Below are 19984 nucleotides of genomic sequence, written 5' to 3' on the forward strand. Positions count from 1 at the left end.
TTGATGGCCTTGTCCCGCTCGTCCTTGTAGTTCATGCCGACGATGGGAATGCCCTGCCCCGCCAGCTGCTTGAGGTAGGTGTGCTCGCCGTAGCAGGTCGGGCACCAGGTGGCCCAGACGTTGAGCAGCATGGGGCGTCCCTTGAGGATGCTCCTGTCGTGCTGCTTGTTGAGGTCGTAGATGTCCTGCAGGGTGAACACCGGCACCTCCTTGTCCACCATCACGGATTCGAGCTTGGTGGGGTCGGAATAGAGTCCCTTGAACAGGAACACCGCCCCCATCAGGAAGATGATGAAGGGCAGCAGAAACAGCCAGGTCTTCTTGCTCATGCCTTGCTCCCTTCTTCTTCACGACGGCCGAAGCGGTAGCGCTTGTCCAGCATCGCCAGCACGCCGCCGATGGCCATGAAGACGCCGCCGAACCAGATCCAGCGCACGAATGGCTTGTAGTAGATCCGCACCGCCCAGGCGCCGTTGTCGAGCTGCTCGCCGAGGGCCGCGTAGAGATCCCGGGTGATACCGGCGTCGATGGCGGCTTCCGTCATCGGCATACGGCTCACCTTGTACATCCGCTTCTCGGGCTTGAGCAGGGCGACTTGCTTGCCATCCTTGTGCACCTCCAGCACGCCCTTGAAGCCGTCGTAGTTGGGGCCGTTCTTCTCGGTGATGCCGGTGAAGACGAACTCGTAATCGGCGAATTGCACCCGATCACCGGCCTGCATGCGCAGGTCCTTCTCGATGCTGTAGTTCTGGGTGCAGGCGATGCCGATGATGCTGACCGCCAGCCCCACGTGGCCCAGGATCATGGCCCAGTGGCTGTTACCAAGCCGGCGAACACCGGTGGTGAAGCTGTGCTTGTGGGTGGCACGCACCCAGGTCTCCTGCACGCTGGTGATGATGATCCAGCTGCCGAGGCCGATGCCGAGCGCGGCCCAGGGCTTGAACTCCCCGGCAAACAGCTGCGGCAGCCCGAAGGCGGCGACCAGGCTCAGTCCCAGCGCCAGCACCACCTTGCCCTTGAGCTCACCGAGCTCCTGGCGGCGCCAGCGGAACAGCGGGCCGACCCCCAGCAGCAGGGCGAACGGGATGATCAGCCAGCTGTAGATGTGGTTGAAGAAGGGGGTACCGATGGAGATGCTGCCGAGCCCCAGCTCCTTGTGCACCAGCGGCAGCAGGGTGCCGAGCAGCACGGTCAACAGACCCGCCACCAGCAGGATATTGTTGCCGAGCAGCAGGGTCTCGCGGCTCCACAACTCATGCTTGCCGTGGCTCTTCACCTGAGAGCCCTTGAAGGCAAACAGCAGCAAGGAGCTGCCGATCACCGCCAGCAGGAAGCCCAGGATGAACAGGCCGCGGGTCGGATCCGAGGCGAAGGCATGCACCGACACCAGCACGCCGGAGCGCACCAGGAAGGTGCCGAGCAAGCTCAGAGAGAAGGCAGACAGCGCCAGCAGCACAGTCCAGGCCTTGAAGGTGGCGCGCTTCTCGCTCACCGCCAGCGAATGCAGCAGGGCCGTGCCCGCCAGCCAGGGCATGAAGGAGGCGTTTTCCACCGGATCCCAGAACCACCAGCCGCCCCAGCCAAGCTCGTAATAGGCCCACCAAGAGCCGAGCACTATGCCGAGCGTCAGGAAGACCCAGGCGGCCATGGTCCAGGGACGGGACCAGCGTGCCCAGGTGGCGTCCAGCCGGCCCGTCATCAGGGAGGCGATGGCAAAGGCGAAGGCTACCGAGAAGCCCACATAGCCCATGTAGAGCATGGGAGGATGGAAGATGAGACCGGGATCTTGCAACAGCGGATTGAGGTCGCGGCCATCCACCGGGAAGTACGGCAGGGTGCGAGTGAAGGGATCCGAGGTGAACAGCACGAAGGCGGTGAAGCCGACCGAGATCAGCCCCAGCACGCCGAGCACCCGCGCCACCGCATCGAGCGGCAGGCTACGGCTGAACAGGGCCACCGCCGCAGTCCAGCCGCCGAGGGTCAACGCCCACAGCAGCAGGGAGCCTTCGTGGGCGCCCCACACCGCCGAGATGCGATAGGCGAGCGGCAACAGACTGTTGGAGTTGGTGGCCACATACTGCACTGTGAAGTCGTTGTCGACGAAGGCCCAGGTCAGGCAGAGGAACGACAGCAGCAGCAGCAGGAACTGGGTATAGGCCAGCGGGCGGGCCGCCGACATCATGCCGAGGCGACCAAGCTTGGCACCGAGCAGCGGGTAGCTCCCCAGCAACAGGGCGGTGGCAAAGGCCAGGATCAGTGCAAATTGCCCTAATTCAGGGATCATGGTTGAGCTCCTCTCAATCGAGCCGCGACCTGAACCTGCTCACGGGCGAGAAACGATGAAAACGACATCAGGAAGGAGGCGCTCATTGCTTGGCTCCCTTCAACTGCGCCTCGGTATATTCGGGTTTGAAATGCATGCCATTGGTGGCGTCGGCCACTTCCGGCGGCATGTAGTTCTCGTCGTGCTTGGCCAACACCTCGAAGGCGGCCACCGTGGTGGCATCCTTGAGGGTGCCTTGGGCGACGATGCCCTGCCCCTCGCGGAACAGATCCGGCAAGATGCCATCGAATTCCACCGTCACCAGATGACCGCCGTTGTCTATCAGCTTGAAGACCACCTTGAGGCTCTGGGGATCCCGCACCACGGTACCGGGCACCACCAGCCCGCCGATCCGCAGCCGTTGGCCCTCTTCCGGCTTGATCTTGTCCGGCCCCTTGCCCTCCACCAATTCGCTCGGGGTGTAGAAGAGATCGATGTTCTGGCTGAGGGCATAGAGCACCAGGCCGATCACGGCGGCGAGGCCGAGGCTGATGGCCAGGATGATGGTGAGGCGTTTCTTGCGTCTCGGGTTCATAGAGTGTTCTCCATCTGCTGGGCCGCCTGGCGGCGGGCCTCGCGGGCCTGCTTGCTGCGCAATTCATTGAGCAGGCTGCGGGTCTTCAACCGGGTGGAAATAACGATACCGACCAGACAGAGCCCGGTCAGACCGAAGGAGAGCCAGACGTAGAAGGCGTAACCGCCCATGGCCACAAAGTCACTGAACGAGGCAAAGTGCATGCTTACTTCTCCAGCCTGGCGATGTCGGCGACCCAGGGGCGATGCCACTCTCGCATCAAGAGCTCATTTCGAAAACGCATCAGGGTCAGGGCGCCGAGGAAGGTCGCGAACGCCAGTATCATGATGAGCAGCGGCCACAGCATCTCGGCCGAGATCGACGGCTTGTCAAATTTGGTGATGGAGGCGCCCTGGTGCAGGGTGTTCCACCACTCCACCGAGTAGTGAATGATGGGCAGGTTGATCACCCCCACCAGCGCCAGTATGCCGGCGGCGCGTCCCGCCACCACCTTGTCGCTGAAGGCGTTATAGAGTGCGATGACCCCCAGATAGAGGAACAGCAGGATGAGCTCGGAGGTGAGGCGGGCATCCCAGACCCACCAGGTGCCCCACATGGGCTTGCCCCAGGCGGCGCCGGTAAAGAGGGCGATAAAGGTGAACACGGCGCCCACCGGGGCGACGGCGGCCACCGTCATGTCCGCCATGCGCAGCTGCCACACCAGGCCGATGAAGGCCGCCACCGCCATGGTGGAGTAAGCCCCCATGGAGAGGATCGCGGCAGGCACATGGATATAGATGATCCTGAAAGAGTCCCCTTGCTGATAATCCGAGGGGGCAAAGGCCAGCCCCCAGGCGGTGCCTATGATGAAGGCAAGCAGACTGATCACGGCAAACCAGGGTAGCAGAGTCCCGGCCAGCCGGTAGGCTCGCTCGGGTTTAGCATAAGGGTGCAACCATTTCCACATAGCTCACAGAACCTTTCAGTTATTCATTTTTAGTGGCGAGGCCCGCCCACTGCCGGGAAACATCACATACCCCGACAGCGATAAACAGCCATCACATTGACTTATATCGATTTCATCAGTTGACGCTGACCCGCAACGCCGCCGAGATCGCCAGCGGGGTCAGGGTCAGTGCCCCCGCCAACATGGCCCCCAGGATGGCCAGTTGGCCGGCATAGGGCAACCCCATGCCAGCCGCATCGATGGCGGAGGTGGCAAAGATCAGCACCGGAATATAGAGCGGCAACAGCAGCAGGCTGAGCAGTACCCCGCCCTTGCGCAGCCCGGCCGTCAGCGCCACCCCGACCGCCCCGAGCAGGCTCAGCACCGGGGTGCCGAGGGCCAGGGTGGCGACCACCGCCAGATAAGTCTTCATGTCCAGGGAGAGCAAGATGGCGAGCAGGGGGGAGACCAGCAGCAGCGGTAGACCGGTCAGCAGCCAGTGAGCGACCACTTTCGCCAGCGCCAGCAGCCCGAGCGGATGGGGCATCAGCATCATCTGCTCCAGGGCGCCGTCGCTGAAGTCGTCGCGAAACAGTCGCTCCAGGGAGAGCATGGCCGCCAGCAAGGCCGCCACCCAGATGATGCCGGGGGCGATGCGGGCCAGCAGCTGGGGCTCGGGCCCTATGCCGAGGGGGAACAGGGTGATGACGATGAGGAAGAACCAGAGCGGGTTGAAGATGTCGGCGCGCTGGCGCAAGGCCATCAACAACTCTCGCTGGATCAGGGTCAGTACGGCGCTCAGCATCAGACGGCATCCTGCATCAGGGGAGTAAGGGAGAGGGTCTTCAGGCGCCCCTGCATCAGGGTCAGATCCTGGTGGGTGGTGAGGATCACCATGCCGCCTCGCTCGGCGTGAGTCAGGAACAACCGCTCGAGCACCTTGACCCCCTGCTTGTCGATGGCGGTGAAGGGCTCGTCCAGGATCCAGAGTGCCGGTTGCTCCGACAACCAGAGCCTGGCCAGGGCCACCCGGCGCTGCTGGCCTGCCGAGAGCTGACCCGCCGGATAATCTTCGAACCCGGCGAGGCCGACCTGAGCCAGCACCTGCCAGAGATCCACGTCGGTGGCGCCCGTGCCATGCAGCTTCTGGTAAAAGGCGAGATTTTCGAGAGGGGTCAGGGTTGCCTTGACCCCGGGCTGATGGCCCAGATAGAGCAGGTTGGCATGGTACTCGTCACGGCAACGGCGGATGTCTTCCCCGTTCCAGCACACCTCACCGGCGAAGGGCTGGGAGAGTCCGGTCAGCAACCGCAGCAGGCTGGTCTTGCCCACCCCGTTCGGGCCCTCAATCTGTACCAGATCGCCGGACGTCACCGCGAAAGAGAGATGTTCAAACAGGGTGCGATCTTCACGCACGCAGCTCAGATTGTTGGCTTGAAGCAGCATGAGGATTTAATCAGTGGAAAGAGGCGGCCTGCATGTTAACACAGGATTGGGGAGCGTCTTTTCAAAGATGCCAACAATCAGCAGGATTTGTGGGGGAGATCGCGCCTTGGCAGAGGAATATATGGCGGGGGAAATCGGGGAAGCGGCTGCCTCCCCTTCGGATTCAGGAGCGCCCTTTGCGCAGGGAGATCAGCAGTTCGGCCTCGGCCTGCGGCAACTCGCACTCGCTCATGACTTCATCGAGATCGGCACCGAGCTCCACCATCTTGGCGGCGCGACTGTAGAGGCGGCGATCCGGATCCTGCAGGGTCAACTCCTGCTGGCTGTCATGGATCTTCTGCATGGCCCCTTCGGCCGATTGCAGGCGCTGGCCCATGCCAATGGCCCCGGTATGGAGCTCCATCATCTGCTTGCGCAGACTCTCGAGCTGCCCTTGCAGCGTCTCTATCCTGGCCTCGGACTCTCGTCGGCTGCGACGCTGGCCGACTATCCCGACCAGGGCCAGCACCAGTGCCAACAAGGACAACCCCAAGGCTGCGAATTCAATCATCAAACTATCACCTTCCTGTCAACGCAGACCGAGCAACGCGACCCCGGGCTTGTGCTCCCGGAGTCCGTATCCTCTCGTCCTTTCTCTTCTCTCTTCCCATTACAGGGAGCCAATGTCGTCCCACTCTTCGTCCGAGAGCAGCTTGTTGAGATCCACCAGGATCAACAGCTGGCCGTCGCGGTTGCTGACCCCCTGAATGAACTTGGCGCTCTCCTCGGTGCCCACCGCCGGGGCAGGATCGATCTCGGAGGAGCGCAGATAGACCACCTCGGCCACGCTGTCCACCATGATGCCGATCACCTGCTTCTCCGCCTCTATGATGACGATGCGCGAGTTCTCGCTCACATCCCCGGCCGGCAGGCCGAAGCGGGAGCGGGTGTCGATGACGGTCACCACGTTGCCACGCAGGTTGATGATGCCCAGCACATAGTCCGGGGCACCCGGCACGGGGGCGATCTCGGTGTAGCGCAACACCTCCTGGACCTGCATCACGTTGATGCCATAGGTCTCGTTTTCCAGCTGGAAGGTCACCCACTGCAGCACTTCATCTTCGGCCAGATTTTGTGCGATATTGCGCTTCTCTGTCATGCTCTTAATCCTTGTATGAACCCGTCAACGGGTAAAATTAGCAATAAAACCACGGTATTGCCGATATTCTCAGCGACCTTCTATGTTCACGCCACGCCCGAGCAGCACCAGCAATTCCCTGACGTGCAGCAGGGCACACATCTTCTCCTTGACCATGCCCGCCAGCCAGGGGCGCTTGCCCTCCTGATGGCGCCATTTTACCTGATCCCGGCGCAACAGCTCGGTGCCCTTGAGCTGATGGCAGGCCAGCCCCCAGGGGGACTCTCCCAACATGATCAGATACTTGTAGTCGGTAACATCCAATGATCTGTCCGGCATCACCCAGAGCGCCGTGTCCACCACGTTCATCTTCTGATCCCGGGAGGCCATGATGCCGCGATACCAGGCCGGCTGGCCGAACAGGGAAGTCACCTCCCCCAGCTGATGAATGCCGCCAAGCTCGGTCAGAGGCACCGCAAAGGTCACCCCCGCCACATCGAAGAAGAGTGCCTGAAACTCGTTGCCGGTGTCCAGATTCTCCCAGCTCGACGGAGCGGCCTCCACCTCGACTAGCGGTGCCGGCTCGGGTTCGGTCACCAGCAGGGTGGCCGGCTCGATGACGGCAGGTGCCGGCACTATCTCGGGCTGCAGCTGTTCGGGCTCGATCTGTGTGCTTGTCTCAAGCGCCACCTCGATCTGCAGAGGCTCGGCGTGGATTTCCTCATGGCTCAAGGCATCCATCTCGAACTGCACCTGCCCCACCTGAGCGAGCAACTCGCTCAGTTGCTCGAGCCGCTGGTCGGTCTCGAGATAGGGAGCGACGACCACCTCGGGCAAGGAGACAGGCTTGGCCTGGCGCTGCAATACCGGCGCCGGCGCCTCGTCATCCAGGCTCTCCCGCAGCAGGGCATCGTCCAGCAGCAGGGAGTTGAAATAATCATCCATGGCCCGAACCTGGGTGGTTTCTCTCATGACTTCACCTCTTGGGTCCGTTGGCGCTCCTGAGCATCGAGATGATTGAGCAGGGTCTCGTAGGCATAGGTGCCACGGCTGCCCGGTGCATAGATGGAAGGTGGGATGTGCAGCAGGCTGGCATCCCGGAATTTGGTGTCGATGGGGATGACCGCATTCCACACCGTCTCACCATACTGCTCCTTGATGGATTGCAGCGTCATCAGGGAGGCACGGGTGCGCTTGTCAAACATGGTCGGGATCACGGTGTAGCGGAACTTGTCTCGCTTGGATCGTTGCATGATCTCGAAGGTCTTCATCATCCGCTCCAGCCCCTTGAGGGCCAAAAATTCGGTCTGCACCGGTACCAGGATCCGATCGCAGGCCGCCAGGGCGTTGACCATCATCACCCCCAGCACCGGCGGACAGTCGATGAGCACATAGTCATATTGATCCTGCACCCGCAGCAGGGCGCGCTTGAGCACCAGCCCCATCCCTTCCCTGTTGCCCATCACCCGATCCAGGGTTGCCAGGGTGATGGAAGCAGGCAGCAGATGAAGGTTGTCGAACTTGGTCTTGAGGGTCATGCGGTTGACCAGCTCGACGCTGGGCTTGGCCGCCTGGAACAACTCATAGAGGGTGCCCTCCAACCGGTCCGAGTCGAAATCGAAATACGAGGTCAGGGAGGCATGAGGGTCGGTGTCGATCAGCAGCACGCGCTGGCCACGCTGGGCCAAGAGCCCTGCGAGAGAGACCACTGTGGTGGTTTTACCGACTCCACCTTTCTGATTGGCAACCGTCCAAACAATCACTGTATCAATCCTGCCTTGTTGTTATGCGTATGCCACCACCGGGCAGCGTCACCACCCTGACATCCTCTGCCGCCTGCTGCGCGGCTGGCACAGGCGCTACCGTCACGGGATTGACGGCGGCTCTGGGCACCCAGGCGAAGCGGGATATGGCGACCACGACCTTGCGATTCTGTAGCCGCCCCTGCTCAGTGTTGTTATCGGCGAAGGGGGAAAATTCTCCATAAGCCTCGTAGGCGAGCCGCTGTGGCACTATGCCCTTACCGACCAGTGCATTGAGCACGGCCTCGGCTCTTGCCCCGGAGAGAGCCCAATTGGAGCGAAAAATCTCATTGTTTATCTGCTGGTTATCCGTATAACCCCGCACCCTGACATAGTTATCGACCGGTTTCAGAATACCTGAAAGCGTATCGAGTACCGGGGTCGCATTGTTGCCGAGAAAGGCGCTGCCACTGTTGAACAGCAGGCCCGAGCTCAGCTCCACCGTGATCCAGTTTTCATCCTGCGCCAGCTTGACCACGCCGGCATCGACCAGGGCGCCCATGGCCTCCTGCAACTGCAGCGCTATGGTGGCGAGGGCCGTGCCATCTTGCGAAATCGGGGTGCCCGTGATGGGGGCGAGGGAGGGTGAGGGGGACGCCGCACTCTCCAGCAACGAGGGGGCGGCCGACACCGGGTTGTTCAACAGGGACTTGCCCTGCCCTTCCAGCAAGCCATCGCTGCGCGGAGTCGCCTGATTGAACCCCTGAGTCATGCCATCGATGACGGCGCGATACTGCTCCTTGTTGACCATGGCCACCGAGTAGAGCACCACGAACAGGGCGAAGATCAGCGTCATGTAATCGGCGTAGGAGACCAGCCAGCGATCGAGGTGCTCTCGTCCCTGCAGGTGCAAACGGTAGCGCTTGCGCATGGCTATTCCCCTTTCAGTCAGATAATCCAGTAACCGCCGGCCGGCAAGCCTCTTCGTGGACGAGACGCCATGACGTCGGCTATTCGCCTTTCAGATAGGCCCGTAACCGCCGCTCAACCTGCAGGCCGTTCTCCCCGTGGGCGATGGCCAGCAGTCCCTCCAGCGTCATTTCCTGGTACAGGCCGTATTGGTAGTGGAATGCTCTAAGACGATTCGCGACAGGCAGATAAATGAGGTTCGCAAACCCCACCCCGTAGATGGTCGCGACGAAGGCGATGGCGATGCCGGCACCGAGGGTGCTCGGCTCCTCCAGATGAAACATGGCCTGGATGAGGCCGATCACCGCCCCTATGATGCCGATGGTCGGGCTGTAACCTCCCATGGCCTCGAAGACTCTGGCGGCGTGCTCGTTGCGCTCCTGCTCGATGTCGATGTCCGCCTCCAGCAGCCGACGGATATCCTCGATGGAGACACCGTCCACTATCATGGTCAGGCCCTGCCGAGTGAAAGGCTCTGTCTCCTCTTCGGCCTGGTTTTCCAGCGCCAGCAGACCCTGCTGACGGGCAAACTGGGCCCAGCTTTGCAGCCGCTCGGCTTGTTGGGCCAGATCCCACCGCGGCGGAAACAGCATCCAGCGTACCTGCCCGAGCGCCGCCAGCAGGTACTTGCGGGGCGTCTGCAGGATCACCGCGCCCCAGGTGCCGCCCACCACGATGACGAAGGCCGGGCCGTCGAGCAGAGTCAGCAGGCTGCCACCGTGCCACCACTGGGCAACGGCAACGGCGCCCAACGCCAGCACCAGACCGAGCATGCCCATGCTCAGCGACCCAACTCGATCAGGATGCGCTGTGCCACCCGATCCAGCGGCAGGGATTCGCTCGCTATGCCGGCCTTGGCGACCGCCTGGGGCATGCCGTAGACCACGCAGGAGGCTTCATCCTGGGCCCAGATGGTCGCCCCCTGCTCCTTGAGCAGGCGAGCACCGTCCCGGCCATCGGCGCCCATGCCGGTCAGCACTATGGCGAGCACCTTGTCGCCGTAGGTCTTGGCGGCCGAGGCGAAGGTGATGTCGACACAAGGCTTGTAGTTAACCTTGTCATTGCCCTCGATGATCCGCAGGCGAGCCCCTGGACCCCGTCCCTCCAGCAGCATCTGCTTGCCGCCGGGGGCAAGGTAGGCATGACCTGGCTTGAGCACGTCGCCATCCTCGGCCTCCTTGACACCGATCTGGCACAGGCCGTTGAGGCGAGCGGCGAAGGCGGCGGTGAAGGTCGCCGGCATGTGCTGGATCAACAAGATCGGGTGCGGGAAATCCCCCGGCAGCTTGGTCAGCACGTTTTGCAGCGCCACGGGGCCACCGGTGGAGGTGCCGATAGCCACCAGCTGATAACTCTTGCCGCTGCGCTTGAAGCTGGCGGGAGTCCCCGGGGCTCGGACGGGCTCGGGCTGGCGCTCGAGGGGACGTCCCAGGCCACCACCGACCACGGGAGGACGCACCAGCGGTTCGGGGGCCCTGGGCTTAGCCGCCATCAGGAAGCGCTTGCGGGCAATCTCCCTGACCCGCTGTTGCAGCAGCCTGACCGCCTCATCCTTGTCGCGGGCGATGTCTTCAAACTTCTTGGGCAGGAAATCGAGGGCACCGGCATCCAGCGCATCCAGGGTCGCCTTGGCGCCGTCGTGGGTCAGCGAGGAGAACATCAGTATGGGGGTGGGACACTTGGCCATGATCTCGCGCACGGCGCTGATGCCGTCGAGTACCGGCATTTCGATGTCCATGGTGATGACGTCGGGCCGCAACTGCAGCGCCTTGTCCACCGCCTCCCGTCCATTCTGGGCCGTGTCGATCACCGTCATCAGGGGATCCTGATTGATGATCTCGCTCACCCTGCGGCGGAAGAAGCTCGAATCGTCGACCACTAATACCTTGACTGCCATTGTTCTTCTTCTAACTCCTTGGGCCAGAACGATCAGTGGCGACGTGCATAGGCCTTGAGCAGGCTGGGCACGTCCAGAATGAGGGCGATACCGCCGTCGCTGGTGATGGTCGCGCCAGCCATGCCCGGGGTGCCTTGCAGCAGGTTGTCCAGCGGCTTGATGACCACCTCTTCCTGGCCGATGAGGTTATCCACCACGAAGCCCACCTGCTGGGTACCGATCTGGACTATGACCACGTGGCCTGTGTCCTGGCGCGCCGTCTTGCCGGCGCCACGCACCAGCCACTTGTGCAGATAGAACAGGGGGATCGCCTTGTCGCGCACTATGATGGTGAGCTGGCCATCCACCACGTTGGCCTTCTTCAGATCCAGGTGGAAAATTTCGTTCACACAGCCAAGTGGCAGGGCGAAGGTCTGCTTGCCCACTTCCACCATCAGGGTCGGCAAGATGGCCAGGGTGAGGGGCACCTTGATCTCGAGGCGAGTGCCCTTGCCCCAGGTCGAATCTATGTGGACCGAGCCATTGAGGCTGACGATGCTGGTTTTCACCACGTCCATGCCAACGCCACGACCGGAAATATCGGAAATCTCCGATTTGGTAGAGAAACCGGGAGCAAAAATCAGGTTATAGGCGTCGTTGTCACTCATGCGCGCCGCGCTGTCGGCATCCAGCACGCCACGGCTGATGGCGATGGACTTCAGCTTCTCCGGATCCATGCCGGCGCCGTCATCCTCGATGCAGAGCAGGATATGATCTCCCTGCTGGGAGGCACTCAGGGTAATGGTGCCCTGACGGGGCTTGCCCGCCTTCTCGCGCACATCCGGCATCTCGACGCCGTGATCGCAGGAGTTGCGCACCAGGTGAACCAGGGGATCGGCCAGGGCCTCCACCAGGTTCTTGTCGAGATCCGTCTCCTCCCCGACCATCACCAGCTCGATGTCTTTCTTGAGGGTGCGGGCCAGATCGCGTACCACGCGGGGGAAGCGACCGAATACCTTCTTGATAGGCTGCATGCGGGTCTTCATGACAGCGCCCTGCAGATCGGCGGTCACCACATCCAGGTTGGCCACCGCCTTGGACATCTCTTCGTCATTGCTGGCGACGCCGAGGCTCACCAGACGGTTACGCACCAGGACCAGCTCGCCCACCATGTTCATGATGACGTCCAAAGTCTTGGTATCCACCCGCACCGTGGTGTCGTTCTGTACCGTGCTGCTCTCGGCAGGGGGCGCCTGTTTGGCTGGCGCAGGGGCTGGTGCTGGCTTGGCGACCACGGGGGCAGCCTTGGCAACCGGCACCGGGCTGGCGGTGGCACTGGGCTGAACCACAGGCGCGGGAGCCGGAGCGATAGGCGCTGGCGTCGACGCCGCCATATTGTGCTGCGGCGCCTGGCCGCGGCCGTGCAACTCATCCAGCAGGCGCTCGAACTCGTCGTCATCGATGAGCTCGTCCACCTCTTGTTGTACCGACTGCAGCGGGCTCAAATCGGGGGCACCACCGTGCTGGCCCTGGCCGTGCAGCTGATCGAGCAGCGCCTCGAATTCGTCGTCGGTGATGTCGCCAGAGCCGCTCAGCACGGGGGCAACCGACACCGTCGGGGCCTTGCCGGCACCGTGCAGCTCGTCGAGCAGCCGCTCGAACTCATCGGCGGAGATCTCATCGATGGAGCCACCGCCATTGACGGCAACAGGTGCCACCTCGGCGACGATCACCGGCTCGGGCACGGGTTCGAGTTGCGGGGCGACGACGACGCTGGCGGTTCGCAGCCGTTCCTGCCCTTCGGGCTTGCACAGCTCGTGCAGATCGTGCAGGAGATCGGCGGAAGCCGGGCTGGTCGGCTCCCGGTTCTGTACCTGGGCAAACATGACGTTGATGGCATCGAGGGCCTGCAAGATGACATCCATCAGCTCGGCGCTGAGGGTTCGCTTGCCGTTGCGCAGCATGTCGAACAGGTTCTCGGCACCGTGGCAGACGTCCACCAGCTCGGTCAGGGAGAGGAAACCGGCTCCCCCCTTGACGGTATGGAAGCCGCGGAAAATGGCATTCAACAGATTCTTGTCATCGGGTCGCTTTTCCAAGTCGACCAGTTGTTCAGACAACTGTTCCAATATTTCTGATGCTTCGACCAAAAAGTCTTGCAGTATGTCTTCATCAACTTCGAAGGCCATGCGTCACTCCATTAGAATCCCAGACTAGACAGCAGATCGTCCACATCATCCTGACCGTTGACCACATCGGACCTTGTCTGCGGGTTCATGATGGGGCCCTCGGCTTCGATGCCGCTCGCCGGCAGGCCGCGCACCGAATTCTCGGCCACCGCCTCACCAAACATGGTCAGCATCTCAATCAGCTTCGTTTCAACTTCCTGCACCAGCTTGATGACCTTGCGGATCATCTGACCGGTCAAATCCTGGAAATCCTGAGCCATCAGAATTTCCGTCAGCAGTTGTCGTAACTTATCGGCATCAGCCTCTGAAGCCTTAATAAAATCATTCAGTTGATGGCAGAGCGCCTTGAACTGGCCCAGCTCGAGATCCCGGCTCATCAAGGCATTCCAATTGGGCATGACCAGCTGAATGTTGTCATTGAGCCGATCGGCGATGGGCAGGCTGGCTTCTACCGCATCCATGGTGCGGTTGGCCGCCTTGTCCGTCATGTCGATGACATAGCTCAGACGTTCCCGGGCATCGGGGATCTCGTGGGTGGCCAGGTCGGGGATCCTGGGATCCAGGCGAAAATCCTGCAAAGAGTTGTGCAGTTGGCGAGTCAGTTGACCCACCTTGTCGAACAGCGCCGCCGCATTGGGGGCACACACCTCGGCGAGGATGGTATCGGCCTGTTCAAACTCCCCTTGCTCAAGGTGGGTCACCAGCATCCTTGCCTGATCGAGCGAGATCAGGGCACTCGTTTTGGCCGTCATCCCTGCCACTCCTTAACCGATGCGTTCAAAGATTTTGTCGAGCTTCTCTTTGAGGGTGGCGGCGGTGAACGGCTTGACGATATAGCCATTGACCCCTGCCTGGGCGGCTTCGATGATCTGCTCGCGCTTGGCTTCCGCAGTCACCATCAGCACCGGCAGGTGCTTGAGTTTGTCATCGAGGCGGATGGCCTTGAGCAGGTCGATGCCCTGCATGCCAGGCATGTTCCAGTCGGTGACCACAAACTGATAGTCGCCGTTCTTCAACATAGGTAGCGCCGTGTTGCCATCGTCTGCTTCGTGGGTATTGTTGTATCCCAGGTCACGCAGCAAGTTCTTGATAATCCGGCGCATCGTTGAAAAGTCATCCACGATGAGGATTTTCATGTTCTTGTCCAAAATTCCCTCCTAAATAGCCGCCAAAACGGCTCATTTACATGATGCTGAATGCAGGTTGAATGGTGCGGATTATGCCTTAGAGTTGCGTTCCAGTGTAGCCAGTACAACCACTTATAAATTCCAATCTCGCAAACGCGCGCGCAATCTGTGCATGGCCTGGCTGTGGATCTGGCTCACCCGAGACTCGCTCACACTCAAGACTTCACCGATCTCGCGCAGGTTCAGCTCTTCGTCGTAATAGAGGGAGAGCACCAGCGCCTCCCGTTCGGGCAGGCGGGCGATGTGTTCGGCCAGCGCGCCCTGAAAGCGCTCGGCCGCCAGATCGTCAAAGCCACCATGACCGCTGGCATCATCGGGATGCCCTATCACATCCTCGCTGACCCCCAGATCCTCGATGCCGATGATCTTGCCGCAGGAGACGTCCTGCAGCATGGCGTGATATTCGCCGAGGGAGACCCCCATTCGGGACGCAACCTCATTGTCACGGGCATCCCGGCCATGAGCCTGCTCCACGTTTTCGATGGCCTCGGCGATGGCACGGCTGTTGCGGTGCACCGAGCGCGGCACCCAGTCGCCACGGCGGATCTCGTCGAGCATGGCGCCGCGGATGCGGATGCCGGCATAGGTTTCAAAGCTGGCGCCCTTGCTGCCGTCAAAATTGCGGGAGGCTTCGAGCAACCCAATCATACCTGCCTGGATCAGGTCATCCAGCAAGACACTGCTCGGCAGACGAGCCAACAAATGCTGGGCGATCCGTTTAACCAGCGGAGCATGACGCTCGACCAGCACATAGGAATCCTGATGACGCAAGTATGCTTGGGCTTTATTCACGGGAGTCTTCCTGTGCTATGACCGGCTTTTGCAATAAATTCTCGAGGAAAAATTCGAGGTGGCCGCCCGGTTGATTCGGGATGGGCCAGCTCGCCGCCTTGTTGGCCAGGGCGCGAAACGCCAGCGCGGCGGGCGACTTGGGGAAGGCCTCGACGATCAGCTTCTGCTTGCGCACGGCGGCCCGCAGGTTGGTGTCATAAGGGACACAAGCCACCAGCTCCAGAGAGGTATCCAGGAAGCGGTCGGTGACCCGGGTCAGCTTGGCGAAGAGCTCCTGCCCCTCGCGCAGGGAGCGCACCATGTTGGCCACCACCTTGAAGCGGAACACCCCGTGATCCTTGGAGAGGATCTTGATGAGGGCATAGGCATCGGTGATGGAGGTGGGCTCGTCGCACACCACCACCATGATGTCCTGGGCCGCACGGGTGAAACTCAGCACCATGTCGGAGATCCCCGCCGCGGTGTCCACCAGCAGCACATCGACCTGAGTCTTCATCTCGCTGAAGGCACGGATGAGCTCGGCATGTTGCACCGGGGAGAGCTCGACCATGGACTGGGTCCCGGAGGTGGCCGGCACTATCATCATGCCGTAGGGCCCCTCGACGATGATGTCGTCTATGGTGCACTCCCCGGCCAGCACATGGGACAGATTGCGGTGCACCCGCAGCCCGAGCATGACGTCGACGTTGGCCAGGCCAAGGTCGGCATCCAGCACCAATACGCGCTTGCCTTGGGCGGCCATGGCTCCCGCCACGTTCAGGGTGACGTTGGTCTTGCCCACGCCCCCCTTGCCTCCGGACACGGCGATCACTTTCACTCGATTGTTTTGACGCATTTTGCGCAGACCACTCGCCTGATCCATATACATGTTACTCATAAAACTCCGAATCTTCGGCCTCGCCAAAACCCGACCCCCAGAAATAGGGATCCTCTGCTTCTCGCTCGAGCGAGCCCATGGCGGCACCGACCAGCAGCGCCGCATTGGCAACTTGAATATCTTCCGGCACCCGCTGTCCATCGGTGATGTAGCTGATGGGCAGCGCGTTCTGAATGCATACGTTGATCACTTCACCCAGATTCAGGCTCTCGTCCAGCTTGGTCAGGATGCAGCCACTGAGCGGAATGCGCCGGAAGTGATCCACCGCCTCCTGCATCACCCGTCGCTGGGAGGTGGCGGACATGACCAGATAACTGCGAATGCGCACCTTGGCATTCTTGACCAGGGTATCGAGCTGCTCGGTCAGACGGATATCCCGCTGACCCACCCCGGCGGTATCGATGAGCACCAACCGGCGGTTACGGAACTGGTAGAGCGCATTGGCCAGCTCCTCGGCATCGCGCACCTGGCGCACCGGACAGCCCATGATGCGGCCATAGGTCTGCAGCTGTTCATGGGCACCGATCCGATAGTTGTCGGTGGTGATCAGCGCCACCTGCTCGGCGCCGTATTTCATGGCGAAGCGAGCCGCCAGCTTGGCGATGGTGGTGGTCTTGCCGACCCCGGTCGGACCGAGCAGGGCCACGGCGCCACCCTGGCGCAGGATATCGTCTTCGCTGATCTTGAGCTGGGCCGTCAGCACCTCGGCCAACTGGGCCATGGCCTGATGAATGGGCATATCTTCCGGGATGAGACCCGCCAGCTGATCGGCGAAGGCATCGTCGAAGCCCATCTTCTTGAGTTCCTTGATGAGCAGCGCCCGCATCGGCTCCCGGCGCTCCACCTCCTGCCACATCAGGCCGGAGATCTGGTGCTCCAGCAACTTGCGGATGCTGGCCATCTCCTTGCGCATCCCTTCCATCTCCTGCTCCCGCTGGGGAGCCTGGGCTGGGCGCGGGTTTGGGGCAGAACGCGGCCTTGGCTTGGCAGGCTCGGGGGCGGCGCCCCACTGGCCCTGCTCGGCCAGGGTTCTGGGGGCCGTATTGGCCGACACCAGACCCGCGGACTGGTTGCCACCGCCCGCCGCATTTCCGGACCAAGAACCCGGCGAGGAATTGCCACCGCCCGCCGCATTCGCGGACCAGGCACCCGGCGCTGGATTGCCATTGCCTGACGGGTTGGCCGGGTTGAGCTTCTGCTGGCGGGCCAGCAGGGCCGCCAGAGTATCGGCATAATATTCGTTCTGCTCCTTGGCAGGAGCCGGGCGCGTCATCTGCTTGCCTGCAGACGAGATATTGACGCTCTCATCGTTCAACTGACGGCGAACCGGCGCGTCCTTGGGTCCGGGCACCTGAGACTGATAGTCGACGGCCGCGACTATCTCCACCCCACCGGTGACCTTCTTGTTGGACATGATGACGGCATCCGGCCCGAGCGTCTCCTTGACCTCGGCCAGCGCCGTTCGCATGTCTTTGGCAAAAAACCGCTTAATCTTCACCCGTCATCTCCGCTAACTAGTTCTGTCCTACCGCACTGACGATGCGGATTTGCTTGTCATCAGGCACTTCCTGATAAGACAGAACACGCAATCCAGGAATGGCATTCTTGACAAACTTCGCCAGGGTATTGCGCAGTATCCCCGATGTCAGAAGCACGGCCGGCTGGCCTTCCAGTTCTTGTCGTTGAGTGGCTTCCACCAGGGAGCGCTGCATCCGCTCCGCCAGTCCCGGCTCTATGCCGGCGCCATCTCCTCCACCTGCTTGCAGGGATTGATGCAATATACGTTCCAATTCTGGTGACAGCGTGATCACCGGCAGCTCGGGTTCCGGGCCGGCGATCTCCTGCACGATCAACCTGCGCAGGGCGATACGGCAAGCGGCCGTCAGCACTTCCGGATCCGGACTGCGCGGCGCATATTCCACGAGGGTCTGCAGGATAGTGCGCATATCGCGAATTGGCACGCCTTCATTGAGGAGATTTTGCAATACCTTGACCAGGTTCCCCATGCTGATCACCTCGGGAACCAGCCCTTCCACCAGCTTGCTCTGATGTTTTCCGATCATGTCCAGCAGCTGCTGAACCTCGTCATGTCCCAGCAACAGGGCGGCATGATTGGAGAGAATTTGGCTCATGTGGGTGGCTACCACAGTGGCAGCGTCCACAACGGTATAACCCAGGGTCTGGGCCTGGGAGACCTGCTCCTTGGCGACCCAGACAGCTTCCAGTCCGAACGCGGGATCCTGGGTCGCTATGCCCTGGATCTGGCCGAACACCTGACCCGGGTTGATGGCCATCTCCTTGTCGTGATAGACGGTGGCCTCGCCGGTGCTCACCCCCATCAGCGTGATGCGGTAATGATTGGGGGCGAGATCCAGGTTGTCGCGGATGTGCACCGCAGGCACCAGGAAGCCGAACTCCTGAGAGAGCTTCTTGCGCACCCCCTTGATCCGGTTGAGCAGCTCGCCCCCCTGACTCTTGTCCACCAGCGGGATCAGCTGATAGCCCACCTCCAGCCCTATGATGTCCACCGGCATCACATCGTCCCAGCTCAGGTCTTTCTGCTCGACCGGGGCATCCCCATGGGCCGGCAAGAGTTCACCGCTCGCCGCCCTGGCCTTGTTCTGTTTCTCGCGGCGCAGCAACCACCAGGCTCCGGCCGCCGCCACGGCCCCCAGACTCAGGAACGCCAGGTGCGGCATGCCGGGCACGCTGCCCATCATCAGCAATATGCCGGCGGAGATCACCAGCGCCTTGGGATTTTCGAACAGCTGGCCGAGCACCGCCGTGCCCATGTCCTGATCGGTATTCTGGCGGGTCACTATGATGGCGGCGGCGATGGAGAGCAGCAGGGACGGGATCTGGGCCACCAGGCCGTCACCGATGGCGAGCAGGGTATAGACTTCGGCCGCCTCGCCGAAGGTGAGCTGGTGCTGCACCATGCCGATGATGAAGCCACCGATGATGTTGATGAAGAGGATCATGATGCCCGCGACCGCATCCCCCTTCACGAATTTGGAGGCACCGTCCATGGAGCCGTAGAAGTCTGCTTCCTGGGTCACGTCCTGACGACGCTTCTTGGCCTCTTCCTGATTGATGAGGCCGGCGTTCAGGTCCGCATCGATGGCCATCTGCTTGCCGGGCATGGCATCCAGGGTGAAGCGGGCGCTCACCTCGGAGATCCGGCCCGCCCCCTTGGTGACCACCACGAAGTTGATGATCACCAGGATCATGAAGACGATGATGCCCACCGCATAGTTGCCGCCGATCACCACGTTGCCGAAGGCCTCGATCACGTGGCCGGCCGCCGCGGTACCGTTATGGCCTTCCAGCAGTACCACCCGGGTGGAAGCGACGTTGAGCGCGAGCCGCAGCAGAGTCGCTATCAGCAAGACGGTGGGAAAAGCGGCAAATTCCAGTGGCCGGCGGGTGTAGACGGCCACCAGCAGCACGACGATGGAGAGGGCGATGTTGAAGGAGAACAGGATATCGAGCATCAGCGGCGGGATGGGCAACACCACCATGCCGAGGGAAGCGAGCACCAGCAACGGCGTCCCCACCCCCTTGGTCAGCAACCATCGGTACTCTTTGAAACGGCTCAGTCCAGCCTTGAATCCCATCATTATTCTCAAATTATCAACCGCCAGTGCCGGACTAAAGCAAACATCAAGCCAACAATTTAAAATACTGATATATATGGAATTTATTTTTAGTATGTCAGAAGTCCGTCGCCATCGGCCCGCACATGAACCGGGGCCATGACAGGCGGGGCCAGGGTTTTGCGTTTATTGGCGGTATTGGGGCTCAATGGGCTGGTCTTTGGCGAGTGGGGTTAGGTGTCGGCCACGGCGGCGAACAGCGCTGCGGCTGATGGCGTTATTTAAACGCCGCTATGTGCGGAACTCGGGGGGAATGGGCAGGTCTTTGGCGATCGGAGTCGGGCGCCGGCCACGACCACGGCGGAACTTCTTGAGCCGGTACGCACAGGCCAGCGCTTACACCACGGCGA

The 19984-nt window shown here is 61.6% G+C and carries 21 protein-coding genes and 1 pseudogene; all 22 read right to left on the bottom strand.

Going from position 1 to position 19984, the window contains the following annotated elements:
- The coding region (locus MM194_RS21105) for a redoxin family protein (protein WP_241344875.1) at window positions 1–329 on the bottom strand (329 nt) is incomplete at its 3' end.
- Window positions 326–2284, bottom strand: coding sequence for a heme lyase CcmF/NrfE family subunit (locus tag MM194_RS21110; protein ID WP_241344877.1), 1959 nt, complete (start codon window positions 2282–2284; stop codon window positions 326–328). The genes MM194_RS21105 and MM194_RS21110, both read right to left, overlap by 4 nt.
- A gap of 82 nt (window positions 2285–2366) precedes the next feature.
- On the bottom strand, window positions 2367–2858 hold the full coding sequence (ccmE, locus tag MM194_RS21115) for a cytochrome c maturation protein CcmE (RefSeq protein ID WP_033130840.1): 492 nt from the start codon (window positions 2856–2858) through the stop codon (window positions 2367–2369).
- On the bottom strand, window positions 2855–3061 hold the full coding sequence (gene ccmD, locus MM194_RS21120; RefSeq protein WP_033130839.1) for a heme exporter protein CcmD: 207 nt from the start codon (window positions 3059–3061) through the stop codon (window positions 2855–2857). Before ccmD ends, ccmE begins: the two co-directional genes overlap by 4 nt.
- A gap of 2 nt (window positions 3062–3063) precedes the next feature.
- Window positions 3064–3804, bottom strand: coding sequence for a heme ABC transporter permease (locus MM194_RS21125; protein ID WP_033130838.1), 741 nt, complete (start codon window positions 3802–3804; stop codon window positions 3064–3066).
- 115 nt (window positions 3805–3919) lie between these two features.
- A complete protein-coding gene (gene ccmB, locus MM194_RS21130; protein ID WP_033130837.1) occupies window positions 3920–4588 on the bottom strand; it encodes a heme exporter protein CcmB in 669 nt (222 codons plus the stop codon).
- Window positions 4588–5229 carry a cytochrome c biogenesis heme-transporting ATPase CcmA gene (ccmA, locus tag MM194_RS21135; protein ID WP_241344878.1) on the bottom strand — a complete coding sequence of 214 codons (642 nt, stop codon included), beginning with the start codon at window positions 5227–5229 and terminating at the stop codon, window positions 4588–4590. The genes ccmB and ccmA overlap by 1 nt, the downstream gene beginning before the upstream one ends.
- Before the next feature lie 163 nt (window positions 5230–5392).
- Window positions 5393–5779, bottom strand: a complete 387-nt coding sequence (locus MM194_RS21140; protein WP_241344879.1) for a DUF2802 domain-containing protein — start codon at window positions 5777–5779, stop codon at window positions 5393–5395.
- 99 nt (window positions 5780–5878) lie between these two features.
- Complete coding sequence (locus tag MM194_RS21145; protein WP_033130834.1) at window positions 5879–6367, bottom strand: chemotaxis protein CheW; 489 nt, start codon at window positions 6365–6367, stop codon at window positions 5879–5881.
- 69 nt (window positions 6368–6436) lie between these two features.
- Window positions 6437–7318 carry a chemotaxis protein CheW gene (locus MM194_RS21150; RefSeq protein ID WP_033130833.1) on the bottom strand — a complete coding sequence of 294 codons (882 nt, stop codon included), beginning with the start codon at window positions 7316–7318 and terminating at the stop codon, window positions 6437–6439.
- Window positions 7315–8109: a ParA family protein gene (locus MM194_RS21155; RefSeq protein ID WP_033130832.1), complete on the bottom strand. Its 795-nt coding sequence runs from the start codon at window positions 8107–8109 to the stop codon at window positions 7315–7317. The genes MM194_RS21150 and MM194_RS21155 overlap by 4 nt, the downstream gene beginning before the upstream one ends.
- A 4-nt stretch (window positions 8110–8113) precedes the next feature.
- The gene (locus tag MM194_RS21160; RefSeq protein WP_033130831.1) at window positions 8114–9019 is read right to left on the bottom strand and encodes an OmpA family protein; all 906 of its coding nucleotides are present in this window, start codon (window positions 9017–9019) and stop codon (window positions 8114–8116) included.
- 79 nt (window positions 9020–9098) lie between these two features.
- Complete coding sequence (locus MM194_RS21165; RefSeq protein ID WP_033130830.1) at window positions 9099–9836, bottom strand: flagellar motor protein; 738 nt, start codon at window positions 9834–9836, stop codon at window positions 9099–9101.
- Between the two features lie 2 nt (window positions 9837–9838).
- Window positions 9839–10954 (bottom strand): chemotaxis response regulator protein-glutamate methylesterase, encoded by a 1116-nt coding sequence (locus tag MM194_RS21170; RefSeq protein WP_241344880.1) that lies wholly within the window; start codon window positions 10952–10954, stop codon window positions 9839–9841.
- Between the two features lie 32 nt (window positions 10955–10986).
- Window positions 10987–13122, bottom strand: coding sequence for a chemotaxis protein CheA (locus tag MM194_RS21175; RefSeq protein ID WP_033130828.1), 2136 nt, complete (start codon window positions 13120–13122; stop codon window positions 10987–10989).
- An 11-nt stretch (window positions 13123–13133) separates the two neighbouring features.
- Window positions 13134–13874: a protein phosphatase CheZ gene (locus MM194_RS21180; protein ID WP_033130827.1), complete on the bottom strand. Its 741-nt coding sequence runs from the start codon at window positions 13872–13874 to the stop codon at window positions 13134–13136.
- 12 nt (window positions 13875–13886) lie between these two features.
- On the bottom strand, window positions 13887–14270 hold the full coding sequence (gene cheY / locus MM194_RS21185; protein ID WP_025326256.1) for a chemotaxis response regulator CheY: 384 nt from the start codon (window positions 14268–14270) through the stop codon (window positions 13887–13889).
- A gap of 111 nt (window positions 14271–14381) precedes the next feature.
- Complete coding sequence (locus MM194_RS21190; protein ID WP_042642241.1) at window positions 14382–15101, bottom strand: RNA polymerase sigma factor FliA; 720 nt, start codon at window positions 15099–15101, stop codon at window positions 14382–14384.
- Window positions 15094–15969 carry a MinD/ParA family protein gene (locus tag MM194_RS21195; protein WP_033130825.1) on the bottom strand — a complete coding sequence of 292 codons (876 nt, stop codon included), beginning with the start codon at window positions 15967–15969 and terminating at the stop codon, window positions 15094–15096. The genes MM194_RS21190 and MM194_RS21195 overlap by 8 nt, the downstream gene beginning before the upstream one ends.
- 1 nt (window position 15970) lies before the next feature.
- Window positions 15971–17476 carry a flagellar biosynthesis protein FlhF gene (flhF, locus tag MM194_RS21200; RefSeq protein ID WP_241344881.1) on the bottom strand — a complete coding sequence of 502 codons (1506 nt, stop codon included), beginning with the start codon at window positions 17474–17476 and terminating at the stop codon, window positions 15971–15973.
- Between the two features lie 16 nt (window positions 17477–17492).
- Entirely contained in the window at window positions 17493–19595 is a 2103-nt protein-coding gene (gene flhA, locus MM194_RS21205; RefSeq protein ID WP_241344882.1) for a flagellar biosynthesis protein FlhA, read from the bottom strand.
- A gap of 270 nt (window positions 19596–19865) precedes the next feature.
- Window positions 19866–19967 (bottom strand): annotated as a pseudogene (locus MM194_RS21210) (flagellar biosynthesis protein FlhB); the annotation flags it as partial.
- Window positions 19968–19984 lie beyond the last annotated feature (17 nt).

It is taken from the genome of Aeromonas sp. MR16 (genome assembly GCF_022549315.1).
Taxonomy (GTDB): Bacteria; Pseudomonadota; Gammaproteobacteria; order Enterobacterales; family Aeromonadaceae; genus Aeromonas; species Aeromonas aquatica.

Coding starts and splice junctions, on each gene's coding strand:
- MM194_RS21110 (WP_241344877.1), bottom strand. CDS start 2,284: ATGATCCCTGAATTAGGGCAATTTGCACTGATCCTGGCCTTTGCCACC.
- ccmE (WP_033130840.1), bottom strand. CDS start 2,858: ATGAACCCGAGACGCAAGAAACGCCTCACCATCATCCTGGCCATCAGC.
- ccmD (WP_033130839.1), bottom strand. CDS start 3,061: ATGCACTTTGCCTCGTTCAGTGACTTTGTGGCCATGGGCGGTTACGCC.
- MM194_RS21125 (WP_033130838.1), bottom strand. CDS start 3,804: ATGTGGAAATGGTTGCACCCTTATGCTAAACCCGAGCGAGCCTACCGG.
- ccmB (WP_033130837.1), bottom strand. CDS start 4,588: ATGCTGAGCGCCGTACTGACCCTGATCCAGCGAGAGTTGTTGATGGCC.
- ccmA (WP_241344878.1), bottom strand. CDS start 5,229: ATGCTGCTTCAAGCCAACAATCTGAGCTGCGTGCGTGAAGATCGCACC.
- MM194_RS21140 (WP_241344879.1), bottom strand. CDS start 5,779: ATGATTGAATTCGCAGCCTTGGGGTTGTCCTTGTTGGCACTGGTGCTG.
- MM194_RS21145 (WP_033130834.1), bottom strand. CDS start 6,367: ATGACAGAGAAGCGCAATATCGCACAAAATCTGGCCGAAGATGAAGTG.
- MM194_RS21150 (WP_033130833.1), bottom strand. CDS start 7,318: ATGAGAGAAACCACCCAGGTTCGGGCCATGGATGATTATTTCAACTCC.
- MM194_RS21160 (WP_033130831.1), bottom strand. CDS start 9,019: ATGCGCAAGCGCTACCGTTTGCACCTGCAGGGACGAGAGCACCTCGAT.
- MM194_RS21165 (WP_033130830.1), bottom strand. CDS start 9,836: ATGGGCATGCTCGGTCTGGTGCTGGCGTTGGGCGCCGTTGCCGTTGCC.
- MM194_RS21170 (WP_241344880.1), bottom strand. CDS start 10,954: ATGGCAGTCAAGGTATTAGTGGTCGACGATTCGAGCTTCTTCCGCCGC.
- MM194_RS21175 (WP_033130828.1), bottom strand. CDS start 13,122: ATGGCCTTCGAAGTTGATGAAGACATACTGCAAGACTTTTTGGTCGAA.
- MM194_RS21180 (WP_033130827.1), bottom strand. CDS start 13,874: ATGACGGCCAAAACGAGTGCCCTGATCTCGCTCGATCAGGCAAGGATG.
- MM194_RS21195 (WP_033130825.1), bottom strand. CDS start 15,969: ATGTATATGGATCAGGCGAGTGGTCTGCGCAAAATGCGTCAAAACAAT.
- flhA (WP_241344882.1), bottom strand. CDS start 19,595: ATGGGATTCAAGGCTGGACTGAGCCGTTTCAAAGAGTACCGATGGTTG.